The 12,570-nt window shown below is 41.0% G+C and carries 16 protein-coding genes; 9 read left to right on the top strand and 7 right to left on the bottom strand.

The window, feature by feature from the left end; all coding sequences use genetic code 11:
* Window positions 1-11 precede the first annotated feature (11 nt).
* Both IGJ15_RS05235 and sfsA read right to left on the bottom strand, forming a co-directional pair.
* Entirely contained in the window at window positions 12-1,013 is a 1,002-nt protein-coding gene (locus IGJ15_RS05235; protein ID WP_081116266.1) for a Gfo/Idh/MocA family protein, read from the bottom strand.
* 18 nt (window positions 1,014-1,031) lie between these two features.
* The gene (gene sfsA, locus IGJ15_RS05230; protein WP_060792906.1) at window positions 1,032-1,757 is read right to left on the bottom strand and encodes a DNA/RNA nuclease SfsA; all 726 of its coding nucleotides are present in this window, start codon (window positions 1,755-1,757) and stop codon (window positions 1,032-1,034) included.
* A 183-nt stretch (window positions 1,758-1,940) separates the two neighbouring features.
* Between sfsA and IGJ15_RS05225 the strand changes: the two genes are divergently transcribed.
* The 3 genes from IGJ15_RS05225 to IGJ15_RS05215 all read left to right on the top strand — a co-directional run bounded on the left by IGJ15_RS05225 (window position 1,941) and on the right by IGJ15_RS05215 (window position 4,244).
* Window positions 1,941-2,285 (top strand): DUF4828 domain-containing protein, encoded by a 345-nt coding sequence (locus tag IGJ15_RS05225; RefSeq protein ID WP_016610747.1) that lies wholly within the window; start codon window positions 1,941-1,943, stop codon window positions 2,283-2,285.
* A gap of 214 nt (window positions 2,286-2,499) precedes the next feature.
* Window positions 2,500-2,664, top strand: a complete 165-nt coding sequence (locus IGJ15_RS05220; RefSeq protein ID WP_005229460.1) for a hypothetical protein — start codon at window positions 2,500-2,502, stop codon at window positions 2,662-2,664.
* A 245-nt stretch (window positions 2,665-2,909) separates the two neighbouring features.
* The gene (locus tag IGJ15_RS05215; protein WP_016610746.1) at window positions 2,910-4,244 is read left to right on the top strand and encodes a serine hydrolase; all 1,335 of its coding nucleotides are present in this window, start codon (window positions 2,910-2,912) and stop codon (window positions 4,242-4,244) included.
* A gap of 53 nt (window positions 4,245-4,297) precedes the next feature.
* Here IGJ15_RS05215 and IGJ15_RS05210 read toward each other — a convergent pair whose 3' ends face one another.
* Window positions 4,298-4,810, bottom strand: coding sequence for a GyrI-like domain-containing protein (locus tag IGJ15_RS05210; protein ID WP_231435401.1), 513 nt, complete (start codon window positions 4,808-4,810; stop codon window positions 4,298-4,300).
* Between the two features lie 124 nt (window positions 4,811-4,934).
* Here IGJ15_RS05210 and IGJ15_RS05205 point away from each other — a divergent pair, with 124 nt between their 5' ends.
* A complete protein-coding gene (locus IGJ15_RS05205) occupies window positions 4,935-6,134 on the top strand; it encodes a YdcF family protein (RefSeq protein ID WP_016610745.1) in 1,200 nt (399 codons plus the stop codon).
* A gap of 48 nt (window positions 6,135-6,182) precedes the next feature.
* On the opposite strand, the gene IGJ15_RS05200 is transcribed toward IGJ15_RS05205, so the two are convergent.
* Both IGJ15_RS05200 and IGJ15_RS05195 read right to left on the bottom strand, forming a co-directional pair.
* On the bottom strand, window positions 6,183-6,692 hold the full coding sequence (locus IGJ15_RS05200; protein WP_005229452.1) for an HD domain-containing protein: 510 nt from the start codon (window positions 6,690-6,692) through the stop codon (window positions 6,183-6,185).
* A 123-nt stretch (window positions 6,693-6,815) separates the two neighbouring features.
* Complete coding sequence (locus IGJ15_RS05195) at window positions 6,816-7,577, bottom strand: TrmH family RNA methyltransferase (RefSeq protein ID WP_430599326.1); 762 nt, start codon at window positions 7,575-7,577, stop codon at window positions 6,816-6,818.
* Window positions 7,578-7,672: 95 nt separating this feature from the next.
* On the opposite strand from IGJ15_RS05195, the gene IGJ15_RS05190 reads away from it, so the two are divergent.
* From IGJ15_RS05190 to IGJ15_RS05180, 3 genes are all read left to right on the top strand, one after another.
* On the top strand, window positions 7,673-7,951 hold the full coding sequence (locus IGJ15_RS05190) for an acylphosphatase (RefSeq protein ID WP_005236969.1): 279 nt from the start codon (window positions 7,673-7,675) through the stop codon (window positions 7,949-7,951).
* A 124-nt stretch (window positions 7,952-8,075) separates the two neighbouring features.
* Window positions 8,076-9,005: a membrane protein insertase YidC gene (gene yidC / locus IGJ15_RS05185; protein WP_231435405.1), complete on the top strand. Its 930-nt coding sequence runs from the start codon at window positions 8,076-8,078 to the stop codon at window positions 9,003-9,005.
* A 106-nt stretch (window positions 9,006-9,111) separates the two neighbouring features.
* Window positions 9,112-10,053 carry an AEC family transporter gene (locus IGJ15_RS05180; RefSeq protein ID WP_123834134.1) on the top strand — a complete coding sequence of 314 codons (942 nt, stop codon included), beginning with the start codon at window positions 9,112-9,114 and terminating at the stop codon, window positions 10,051-10,053.
* A gap of 126 nt (window positions 10,054-10,179) precedes the next feature.
* Here the strand turns inward: IGJ15_RS05180 and IGJ15_RS05175 are convergent, their stop codons facing one another.
* Both IGJ15_RS05175 and IGJ15_RS05170 read right to left on the bottom strand, forming a co-directional pair.
* Window positions 10,180-10,539 carry a hypothetical protein gene (locus IGJ15_RS05175; protein WP_333719338.1) on the bottom strand — a complete coding sequence of 120 codons (360 nt, stop codon included), beginning with the start codon at window positions 10,537-10,539 and terminating at the stop codon, window positions 10,180-10,182.
* Window positions 10,540-10,556: 17 nt separating this feature from the next.
* A complete protein-coding gene (locus IGJ15_RS05170; RefSeq protein ID WP_231435407.1) occupies window positions 10,557-10,757 on the bottom strand; it encodes a helix-turn-helix transcriptional regulator in 201 nt (66 codons plus the stop codon).
* Between the two features lie 298 nt (window positions 10,758-11,055).
* Here IGJ15_RS05170 and IGJ15_RS05165 point away from each other — a divergent pair, with 298 nt between their 5' ends.
* Together IGJ15_RS05165 and IGJ15_RS05160 are read left to right on the top strand one after the other, a co-directional pair.
* Complete coding sequence (locus IGJ15_RS05165) at window positions 11,056-11,622, top strand: IS3 family transposase (protein WP_016609770.1); 567 nt, start codon at window positions 11,056-11,058, stop codon at window positions 11,620-11,622.
* On the top strand, window positions 11,580-12,467 hold the full coding sequence (locus IGJ15_RS05160) for an IS3 family transposase (protein ID WP_430599457.1): 888 nt from the start codon (window positions 11,580-11,582) through the stop codon (window positions 12,465-12,467). The genes IGJ15_RS05165 and IGJ15_RS05160 overlap by 43 nt, the downstream gene beginning before the upstream one ends.
* The last annotated feature ends 103 nt before the right edge of the window (window positions 12,468-12,570 follow it).

Raw genomic sequence — 12,570 nt, 5'->3', positions numbered from 1 at the left:
TGTTCCATTCCTTATTTTTTATCTGCATCAAAAATGATGTCGGCCTGCTTACGCATCAAAGAGACGGTTTCATTGACACTGCGGGCAAGTTCCACCCATTCCTCATAGCGTTGTCCTTGTTTAGGATCATCTTTGTTTTCAATGATGTCTGCAAAGTCTTGCGCTTCTTCGATCATCGGATTGTCTAAAGCAGCGACTGCTAATGGATGCGTTTGTTTTGTTTGGCGTTCATAAAATGCTGCTTCTTCAATAGCATTGACGGCATTCAAATCTAATGTCCCGTCTTCAAAATAAATTTCTGATCGTAACTCTGAATCAGCGATTTTGCCTGTTTGGATCGTGACATCAAAATCAGCATAGCGTAGCACAGCAGTCCCGATACCATCTACACCGGTCGGTAATTTGCGCGCAAAATAATGAACGTCCTGCGGTTTACCAAACCAAGCGACCGCCGCATATACTGGATACACACCCAAGTCGGCTAAAGCTCCGCCAGAAAAATGTGGAGAAAAGATATTTGGTTCCTCCCCAGCTAGTACAGCGTCATAACGAGACGAGTATTTCATATAAGAAAAGTTCGCCCCAAGAATGGCACCGCGTGTCGGTAAGAATTCGGCTACGGTTGAAAAACTCGCTTCATGAATGTTGCGAGCTGCTTCAAAGAATAAAACCTGTTGTTGGTTTGCTAGGTCAATGATCTCCGCCATTTCCTCAGGCGTTGAAAAGGCTGGCTTTTCCACAATGACATTTTTTCCTGCCAAAATACCTTGCTTGGCTTGTTCAAAGTGCAAACTGTTCGGAGAAGCGATATAGACCGTATCCATATGAGCTAAGCCAAAAAAAGTGGCCAAATCGGTCGCATATTCGATGTCCCCGTATTTTTCCCCAAAGCGTTGCGCTGTGGCTAATTTCCTTGAGTATACGGCTACCAATTGATACCGTTTGGTTTCGTGGGCTGCTTGTACAAATTGATCGGTGATCCAATTTGTGCCGATAATCCCTAAATGAATCATGTGTTTTCCTTCTTTCTTCTATAGATTGGGGTCGTCAAATTCGACGTTCAAATCAAAAGGGATCGGTTCTTTGACCGCGATCATCCCTTGGTTTACCTGGCAATTATAAGCAAACACTTCGACACCTTTGCTTTGCGCTTCAGCGATCTTATCGGCCAGATCCGGCTGCATCTGTCGATGGATCGTGGCGCTTTGCACCACTTCAAATTGGATCATGAACAAAACCGCCGCATAATAGCCTGCTTCTTTGGCATGGATCAATTCATTGACGTGTTTCAAGCCGCGAATCGTTGGCGCATCTGGGAAAGCGCCGATTTGCTTGTTTTCAAGTGTCATCCCTTTAATTTCTATAAACCCTTTTTCTTGTTCGTCTGTTTCAAAATAAAGATCAAACTTAGACATCCCATAGACGACTTCACGCCGTAAGAGGGCAATTTTCCCTTTGATATTTGGCAACTGGATCGTGCCATCCAAAAGGCCTTCATAGCCTAATCGATTGGGTACTTGACTATCAATATTGATCCATTGGTCTTCTTTCTTGACTGAGATCAAATCGTAATTGGTTTTACGTTTCGGATTGTCCCAATATTGGAGGGTCACGAGTGCCCCTTTGTGCAATAGTTCTTTTCCTCGTCCCGTATTTTTCACATGGACGATCACTTCTTGCCCATCGACTAGACATCGGGCAATGAATCGGTTGTCGCGAACGAGAAACGTGGCTAAGAGGGTATTCGGATAATTCATTTTCTCACCTGCTCTTTTGAATCATAGCATATTTTGATAAAAACTTCTAAACTTCAAACTAAAGTACCATGCTTTTTTACCTTCTCATGGTATACTTATGGCAATTATTTTCTAGTGTGCAGAAGCGGGCATCTTGTTCACAAGGTGCAACTAGATGAATCGTAAGTGATAGGACGTGTATAAATGAAGAAAAGGTCTCTATTGATTGGTTTATCTCTAGCAACGGGCGTGGTCAGCTCCTTGCTGTTGCGAAAGGAAAAACAAAAAAATGAAAACCGCCAAAATTTCATTGGAAATTGGCGTTTTACTTCAAAGACAAAAGAAGATGTCATTTTAGAAATTGCCAATGATTATTCATTGACCATCGAAGGCAAACCGTTGCCTGTTTCCATTGTTGAACTGACTCCGATGCGATTAGTGTTACTGGACACATTTGGCTATCATTTAGTCCTGGAACAAAAAGGCTCCGTTATTACTTTATATGATGAAGCAGAAGATTGCCACTATTCTTTGACAAAAATCGCCTAAGGGACATGAGAAGATCGAGTTCATGTTTTCTTCACATTTTCTTCGGTCAATTCTCAGACTTTTTATCAGCATTTCCTGGCAATCCATGCTATCATTAACTTAACAAGTGGTTGAACAAGGTGTTCCGTTGAGTGATGTTTGATCGTTCATAGATTAAGGTGTAGGTTCGATTCCTACCTTCCACATTTATTTTAAACAGAAAGAAGGGATTTTTATGTTAACGACCTTTATTTCACTCTTTTCCATCTTTGCTTTAGCTGCGTTACTAGCTGGGACATTCTTTTTAGCAAAATTGGCCATGCAACAAGAAACGAGAGCAGTGAAAGTTCCCGTCAGAGCCCAAAACCAAAACCCGAGAATCCATTCCAATCGTCGCTAAGTGAAATCGTTTGACCCGATGTCAATTCAGAAAAACTTGTCTTCTTTATTAAATAGGAAGGCAAGTTTTTTTTGCTGTCTGTTGCCCTTAGGTCTTCTAGTTTGTAATGGTTTAACAACGCCCATTCCCCATTTTAGCGGTCTTCTCGCAATTAAATGCTAAGTTTTCTCTTAGAGTATTGCAACAGCGGATACTCTTTGTTAAAATTTTTGCTTAGATACAACTTAAAAGGAGCTACTACATATATGCAGAAAATAACCAAGTTCGGGTATTCCTTCGTTGCTGCTTTGGCAATCCTCTTTGCTGCTGTCGGCATCCCCCTCGTTTCATATGCTGATGATACAGCAATGAGCATCGAAGAGATCCAAGAGTTTTCGATTGACGCCAAAGCCGCCTACTCCATTGATTTTGACACAGGGAAAGTGTTGTATGATCAAGATGGCGAGACAGCCATGGGTATTGCCTCCATCACCAAGATCATCAGCCTCTACCTTGTCGCTGAGCAAGTAGAACAAGGAACGATCGCTTGGGATGATCCTGTGCCGATTTCCGATTATGCCGCAAATCTCAGCGTGTCCCCTAACTTATCAAATGTCCCTTTGCATCAAGACGTTACCTATACTGTAAAAGATCTGTATGATGCCAGTTATATCCAATCTGCAAATGCTGCAATCGTCGCGCTCGCGGAGCTGATTGCTGGGTCTGAAAGTGCCTTTGTGGATTTAATGCAAGAAAAAGTGCAATCATGGGGCATCACCGATGCAAAGATCGTCAATGCTTCTGGCTTAAACAATGCTTATCTTGGGGAAAATATTTACCCAGGATCAACTTCAACTGATGAAAACGAACTATCCGCAAAAGATGTGGCATTGATTGCCCGTCATTTGTTACAAGACTTTCCAGATGTTTTGGAAGTAACCAGCCTTTCAACAAAACAATTTGGTGAAGGTTCCTATTCGCCTGTCGAGATGGTCAATTGGAACTGGATGCTTCCAGGTTTTACGAATACGAAAGATGGTGTCGACGGTCTGAAGACTGGTACGACAGATATGGCAGGCGCCTGCTTTGTCGGAACCGCCGTTAAAGATGGCCAACGAATCATCACCGTGGTGCTAAACGTCAATGGTCATGCAGAAAATCCTAGTGTTCGTTTTATTGAAACAGGCCGTTTGATGGATTACTCGTTTGACGCTTGGGAACAAGTAGAGATTTTACCAGAAAATGCGCAACTAGAAGATACCCAGACGGTTGCAGTCAAAGATGGGAAAGAATTGAGTGTGCCCGTTGCCTTAAATCAAGGTTTGACCTTATGGGTGCGTGGGGATATGGATGCCACAGCCTTTGAAACAACCATTGACTTTAATGAGCATTATCGTGATTCTGCCCTGCAAGCGCCATTGACTGAGGGCACAGAAGTCGGTACCGTAAGTGCTTCGATTCCAGCTGATACGCTTGGTTATATTGATGATTCCGATCATGACGAGACTGCAGGATTGATCACAACACAAACGGTGGAAAAAGCCAACATCTTTGTTCGTGCTTGGCGCGGCGTATCCAACTTTTTCAGTAATCTTTTTTAACCTAAACGAAAAAATCTGTCCGAAGCAAAAACTGCTTCTCGGACAGATTTTTTTTATTCTACTGTTTCCACCGTTGCTGTTGCCAATGGCTCCACAGGGAAAAACAATTCAACTTCCCCCTCCTTAAAATGAGGAAGATACCTTTCTTGGATGGCTGCTGACAACTGGACGTTGTTTTCTGGTAAAACTTCCATCAGCATTTTTTCAGTCATCATCGTTAAGTTTTTTTCATCCGTTTTTACAACGAGATAGGTCATTGCGGGCATTTCCCAACGGACCCAACCGACAGGAGGAAAATTTTCTGTCTGGACTTGAACGCCTGCCAAGTAGCGACCGGTTTCTTGCCAAGGCTCTAACCAATTGGTGCCATCACTCATCAAGCCCCAAAACTCCAGTTCTTCTGCCTTTTGATCACTTACGAGAAATTCGATCTCTTCAAAATCCTTTTTTGCAAGTTCCCAGAGCGCTGGTACCCAAGAAGCACCTTCTTCTGCTAACCCCTTGCCCTCTTTTCCAATCACATAAAAAGCGGGTCGTTCGACGCGAATCACTTCACCTAATTGCATGTTCCTTCCTCCTTCTTTCCTTCATTTTAGCGAATTGCAAGAAATTCAGCAACTTTGACCTTAGCAACAAGCAATTTCTGCCATTTTTCGGTATACTAAGTGTATCGTTAAAGGAGTGAAAAACATGGATTTTACGCAATTGCTGATTTTTGCCATCAGCTATGTGTCGGGCGTGATCGTCGTTCAAAAATGGCGCAAGAAAAAAGATGATCCGGATATTTTCTTTTTTGAATGTTGTTGGACGATTCTAGCCCTGCTAATTTATTTAGCTGTCTCAGAATTACGGACAGGTAGTTTCTTTATTCTGATACCCGTCGCCTTCGCCGGCCTTTTTTTATTTTCTTATCGGCGCAACAAGCACCAACTTGTAAATGGCTTACTTTTTAATTTGTTCGTGCTGGCTTTTGGCGGCTACTTAGTCATTAATTTATACCGAACCCAAGACATACTCGTAGGTGGTTTACTCGCTGTATTACTGGCAATCTTCGTTGCTGTACTATTATTCGGTTTGGCAACACTCGTGGTCTTTCTTTACTGGAATTCCATTATCGTACTACGAAGAGAATCGCGATCGATCGCCAATTTGTTAACCCTGATCTTAGCGGTGGTTTTGACCGTTTTACTATTTTCAGATACCCTTTTGCACTTTTTCCCAGATTGGATCCGAACCTTATTCGGCATTGTTCCCCTAAGTCTTTTGTATCTGTTTGTAGTCTTTTTGAACTTTTTATCCATTTCAGTCATTTATCAGTTCAACCATCCTCGCTATAATCAGGACTTTATCATCGTCTTAGGTGCAGGCCTTTTGAATGGCACCACGGTCTCCCCTTTATTGGCAAAACGCATCAATACAGCGATCTCGTTCTACGAATCGCAATTCAAAGCGAAAAAAACCGCGCCTCGATTACTGATGTCAGGCGGACAAGGAAGCGATGAGCAGCTGCCGGAAGCTGTTGCTATGAAAGAATATGCGATTGCCCAAGGCGTACCAGAAGGTGAGATTTTAGTGGAAACAAATTCCACGACTACTTATGAAAACATGAAATTTTCGAAAGAAATCATGGATTCGCTTAAGCCAAACGGCTACAAAGCAATCTTTGCCTCAAACAATTACCATATTTTTCGTGCTGGTCTCTATGCAGATCAAGCCCAACTTAAAGCGGATGGTATCGGAGCACCTACTGCCTTTTACTATTTACCGAATGCCTTTTTAAGAGAATTTGTGGCAATCCTTTTTATGCATAAAAGACGACATTTAACGGTATTGATCACCTTACTGATTCTCTATGCAGGAGCAGCGATCCTCCAACTTATTTTTGGCTAAACAAACAAAAAAAGTTCTTTGAACCAGTTGGTTCGAAGAACTTTTTTCTTATTGAATCGTGCGATGTTTCTTCCAGAAGCGTTGTTGCCATTTTTCTTTCATGCTGTCTGTAAGGGGTTCTGATGCTTCTTTGATCGCACAATATTTGTCCACCATCGTGACGATATAGCTTTCTTTATAGCGTGGCGGTGCAATCGTTGCTCCCCACATATGTTTCAAGATGATATCTTTTTCTAGATCACTAAGTTCAGTGATTTTTTCGGCATTTTTTACTGCGATTCGTGGATGCATGTACGCATGGGTACCTTCGTCAAACTTTGTAGTACGCCAATCGTAATAAAATAAATCATGAAGGAGTCCTGCACGAGCTGTTGCACGAGCATCGCCGCCCCATTTCTTGGCCAATTTGTAACTATAATAAGAGACGCTGATCGAATGTTCCAAACGTGTGGAGTTCATATGCTGCACAAAGTTGGCTAATTTTTTTACAGCTTCTGTTTCTAACAGGTCAGCCACGTAAGACATATATTCGCTATCTTCTTGCCATTTTTCTGTCATAAATTTTTGTCTGCCACCTTTTTTGATCTGCTTGATTGTTACAAGACAAAGTATAGCACCTATTCCTGCAAGTTTCTAGGTGAGGTGCAATAGATTCAAATAGTTTAACAGTTCCTTAAAAATCTAGTTGACAGCAAAATACATCAAAATACCTGCCGCAATGGCGACGTTCAATGATTCCGCCTGACCATAGATAGGAATATATAGATTTTTATCGGTCAATGCCAACAGTTCCTGATTGACCCCTTGCCCCTCGTTGCCTAAAATGAAGGCAACCGCTTGTCCTTTAGGAAGCTCGGTATAAGGGACTGCTTCTTTGTTTAACTCGGTGCCATAAATCGCCACACCAGCTGCCTGCAGCTGCTTTAAAAATGGTGGGATCGCTCCTTCTACGATCGGCAGATGATAGTTGCTCCCTTGCATGCTGCGCAAGACTTTGGTACTGTAGAGATCGGCTGTTCCTTCGCCGAGAAAAACCCCGCTGAATCCAGCGGCATCCGCTGTTCGAATCATGGTGCCAACGTTTCCAGGATCTTGCACATTATCTAAAATCAGCCAATTGCCCGTCAGTGTCTGTAAGTCTTGTTCTTGCTTTTCCACCACGGCAAAAATCCCTTGTGGTGTTGGCAAATCAGAAAGCATCGCTGCGATCTCCTCTGTGATCAAATAGCTTTCTTCCTGATAATCATCGAGTTGCCCGTTGGCTTCACTTAACCCTCGCGGGGTCACCAACAATGCTTTGATGGGTACTTGTGCATGCAATGCTTCTTGCACCAAATGCCAGCCATCGATCAAATAGGTATTGGTTTGTGTCCGATGTTTTTTTTGTGTTAGTTTTTTGATTTCCTTGATAAAGGTATTTTTTTTCGATTGAATTTCTTTCATCTTGTCACCTCGATTCATTATAGCATGAGTCAATCGATCTAACTTGTTCTTTTACTGAAAAAACGCTATCATATAAAGCAGAGGAGGGATTGTCCATGAAGAAACTACGAATCCATGTTCAAGGGCGTGTCCAAGGTGTCGGCTTTCGTTATACCACAAAAATGCTTGCCGATCAATTAGGGGTCACAGGATCTGTAAAAAATGAGGCAGATGGTTCTGTTTCGATTGAAGCGATGGGAGATGAAAAAATCATCGATGCCTTTGTTGCCGGAGTGAAAGATTCTCCTTCTCCCGCTGGAAAAGTGAACCAAATCGACATCCAACCAGACGATACCATTAAAGAACGTACTAGCTTTGATGTAGTCTATTATTGATAATTGAATGTTTTCTAAGTCGAAAGATTGATTTTTCAATGAATTTCTCTTTGTACATTGAAATAGTCGGTCTTTTTTAGTATAGTTATTTTTGTCTAAATTTATTGTGAAGAGGAAGAATAGAATGTCTAAAATGAATAAATGGCTGCTTTCATCAGGATTATTTGGCCTGTTATTAGCATTATCAGGCTGTGTCAGTACCAATGCTGATGGTACGCCGAAAGAAACAGGAATGATTTATCGCTTTTTGGTGAAACCTTTAGGTGATATGATCACGATGCTCGTTGAAAACTTCAACTGGTCTTACGGCTGGGCGATCATCGCCGTAACGATCGTTGTCCGCGTCATTATCTTACCATTAGGGATCCATCAGTCTCGAAAAACGATGATTCAAAGTGAAAAAATGCAGTTTCTGAAACCTCAAGTGGATATTGCGCAAGCCAATTTGAAGAAAGCAACCACTCGGGAAGAACAAATGCAAGCCCAAGCGGAGATGCAAAAAATCTATTCTGAAAACAACGTCAGTATGTTTGGCGGTATCGGTTGTTTGCCTTTACTGATTCAGATGCCGATTTTCTCTGCCCTTTACTTCACAGCCCGTTACACACAAGGAATCCAAAACTCTGAGTTCTTTGGCGTATCATTAGGTGACCCAAGCATCCTCTTTGTGGCGATTGCTGGTCTTTCCTACTTGGCACAAGGATACATCTCAACCATTGGGATTCCGGAAGAACAGAAAAAAACGATGAAAACCATGTTGATCGTTTCTCCATTGATGATCGTTTTCATGTCAATGAGTGCACCAGCTGGTGTGACACTTTATTGGGTAGTCGGTGGGGTCTTCAGTTGTATCCAAACGTTTATCACGAATGTCATCATGAAACCAAAAATTCGTGCCCAAGTCGAAGCGGAAATGAAAGCAAATCCGCCTAAAACGGTAGTTATGCCTCGTAAAGACGTAACGCCTGAAAAAACAGAAGCTGTCAAAAAAGCGTTGAACACGACAAAGCCTAACGGAAAAGGTCGTAACGCTGGCAAGCAGCAACGGAAGTAATTCTTGACCAAATCGCTCATTGGGCGGTTTGGTTTTTTGTTGTTTTCAAATGGGATTCAGTTGCTTCTTCTATTGCCTTTCGCTATAGTAAATGAGAGGTGAGCGCATGTTTCAAGCATATATCAATATTTTTGTCATTTTCAGTCTCATGTTTATCGGTTATTGGTTGTCTTACAAACAATGGTTTTCTAATCGAACCGCCGATACGTTTTCAAAACTGGTGTTAAATGTCTCATTACCCGCCAATATGTTTTTGACGATCATTAAAAACTTTACGAAAGACGAGTTTCTCTCATTAGTTTCCGGGATGATCATCCCTTTGCTTTCCATGATGATCACTTACTTCGCCGGTTATTTATGGCGCCGTTTCGCGCAAGTTGAAACCAAACACCAAGGGGCATTTTCCGCCATGTTTACCTTTTCCAATACGATCTTCATCGGCTTACCGATCAATTTAGCCATTTTTGGTGAAAAAGCCGTTCCCTATGTGTTGTTGTACTACATCGTAAATACGACATTATTTTGGACCATCGGTATTTTTGAGTTAGCAAAAGATAACCCCGATTTCGGCGAAGCCCGCATTTCCTTTCATCCATTGGTCATGCTAAAAAAGATTTTTTCGCCAGCCTTGATTGGTTTCATTATCGGCTTGATCTGGATGCTGTTCACATTCCCACTGCCCTCCTTTGTTGATGGCCTTGGAAGCTACCTAGCAGATTTAACGACGCCTCTATCAATGTTTATTATCGGGATCATCGTGTACTTTGGCGGGCTCAAGAACTTGCGAATGACCAAAGACATTGCTGGTGTCCTGTTTGGTCGCTTCATTCTTTCGCCCCTCGTTGTATGGCTATTAAGCAGAATCATCCCTGTTCCTGAATTGATGCTTTCTGTGTTTATTATCCAAGCCTCCATGCCCGTCCAAAACTCTGTCCCAATTCTTGTGCGAAACTATCAAGGGGATGAAGAATTTGCAACTTCTTGTCTAGGCTATTCCGTCTTACTGTACATGGTGTATCTGCCTGTTTTGCTTTTTTTCTTTTTTTAGCTAGTTAACGAATTTTGTCGAAAAATACTCGTTACCAAAGGCATTCGCTTCTTTCGGTAACGAGTATATTTCTTCTCTTTGTATGGTAAAGGTTCGATTGATTCGCTGTCCAAGCGGTAACTCCCCTTATGATTTGTCACTATAGACTACGATTTTTCTGATTTTCGCCAGATTGTGACTGCTTAGGTCGATTTCAATCCGTCCTTCAATGGAAATGCGTTCGTCGATTTTTGATTGCTTACTTTGATACAGATTAACCTGCAATTCATCCTTATTGGATTCGATATAATAGGCGATGTTTTGTGGATGATCTACTGTGAGATAAAGTTTGTCCTTTTTTACCTCTACTCGCTTTACTTCCTCTTCTTTGAAATTTGTCATCGGGAAATGATTAGCGACGTTTTCGTGGGCAAAAACAATTTCAGGTTTCCTCGTCAAAAATAAATAGATGATCGAACTGACGCCGATAAGTAACAAGAAGACCAAAAGCTTATTGACTTTCTTTAGCGCTCTTTCTTCTTGTTGTCTTCAGCGAATTTATTTACTAGATCGATATCATCATAAAACAATTCATCCAAAGAAACTTGATACATTTGAGCTAGCTCGATCAATGTAGTGATATCCGGGTAATTTCTTCCAATCTCCCAGTTTGAAATCGCTGAGCGACTGACATTCAATTCTTTCGCTAACTCTTCTTGCGTCATTCCTAATTATTTTCTTCTTTCTTTTATCATCTGATGGAATACCATTTTTTCCTCCTTCTGATCTTTTCTTATATTAAAACACAAAATCCCTTCTCTTTTGTTGTGAAAATGAAGCATTGACGATTGCCACATTTCGTGACATCCTTGATAACTGCCTAAAGCCTGTAAAAATAGTTACCTTCTTTGTTCACCCCTTTCATACACAAGACAAAAAAAGCCCATCATGCAGAAACTAGCTATATGAAGCGACCCCCAAAAGTTAGACCAAAAAATCTAACTTTTGGGGGTCGTTATTTGTATGGCAAAATATCCTTTTGAATTAAAACTAAAAATCGTTAAAGAATATCTTAGTGGCGTGGGCGGATATCGGTATCTTGCCAACAAATACGGTATTTCAAGCAAGTCTCAAGTAAGTAATTGGGTGAATGCCTATCGTGAATACGGAGAGGAAGGTCTATTGAGAAAACATCAAAATCAGAAATATTCTGTTCAATTTAAGTTAAATGCGCTAGAGTTATATCAAACAAGTGAGATGTCCTATCGAAAAGTTGCTAGCACTTTAGAAATGAACAACCCTGCGCTTATTGCCAATTGGATGCGTAATTTCAGAGAAGCAGGTATTGAGGGGCTCTCAAAAGAGAAAGGGCGACCACTTACTTTGACTAGAAAAAAAGAAAACAAAAAAGAAAATACAACAACTGAAGAACGCGATCGTATCAAGGCATTAGAAAAGCAAGTCCGATCCCTTCAAATTGAGAATGCCTTTTTAAAAGAGTTGAGGAAGCTGCGAAAACAGGAAGCCCAGCAAAGACGCAAGAATCAATCGCACGAATCATCGCCAGCCTCCGAGAATCATTCAAACTAGTTGAGCTTCTTGAAACATTGAAATTTCCTAAAGCAACCTATATGTATTGGCAGAAACGGTTTGACAGACCAAACCCAGACCAAGAAATTGAAGAAAAAATGCTTGAAATTCGCAAAGAGCATAAAGATTATGGTTGTCTGCGACTAAAAAAAGAATTAGAGAATCAAGGGATTCATGTCAATAAAAAGAAGATTCAACGTCTGATAAAAAAACTAGGTATCGAAGTAAAGTCTTACACTCGAAAATCTCGACGGTACAATTCTTATCGTGGGAAGGTTGGCACTGTCGCCAAAAATCGTATTCATCGTCGGTTTTATACAAATATCTGTCACCAAAAAATTACAACTGATACCACAGAGTTTAAGTATTATGAAGTAGACACCACAGGTGTCGTTCGTCAGAAAAAGCTGTATTTAGATCCTTTCATGGATTTCTACAATAGTGAAATTCTATCTTATCGGATTTCTGAAAAACCAAACGCACTAGCCATAATGGAAGGATTAGAAGAAGCAATCCAGATGACAAATGATTGTCCATTTCGTAGAACCTTCCATTCAGATCAAGGATGGGCCTATCAAATGAATGCTTATAAGAATAAATTGAAGCAGCATAAAATCTTCCAGAGTATGTCTCGTAAAGGGAATTGTTTAGATAACTCACCTATGGAAAACTTCTTTGGTTTATTAAAACAAGAGATTTTTCATGGAGAAGTCTATCGGAGTTTAGATGAATTGAAAACAAAAATTGACCAATATATCTATTATTACAACCATAAACGCATCAAAAAGAAATTAAATTGGCGAAGTCCGGTTCAGTTTCGAGAAGCTGTAAAAACAGCTGTCTAACAGTTAATCTTATCGTACAAAAAAGGAGTGGATTTCTCCACTCCATAAAAGTCTAACTTTTTGGGGTCACTACAATACTAGATGCTGCAATGATGGGCTTTTT

The organism is Enterococcus sp. AZ079 (genome assembly GCF_050547255.1).
In the GTDB taxonomy this organism is placed as follows: domain Bacteria; phylum Bacillota; class Bacilli; order Lactobacillales; family Enterococcaceae; genus Enterococcus_D; species Enterococcus_D casseliflavus.
Note: the sequence above shows the minus strand (reverse complement) of the source record. Positions and strands in the feature narration are given on the sequence as shown.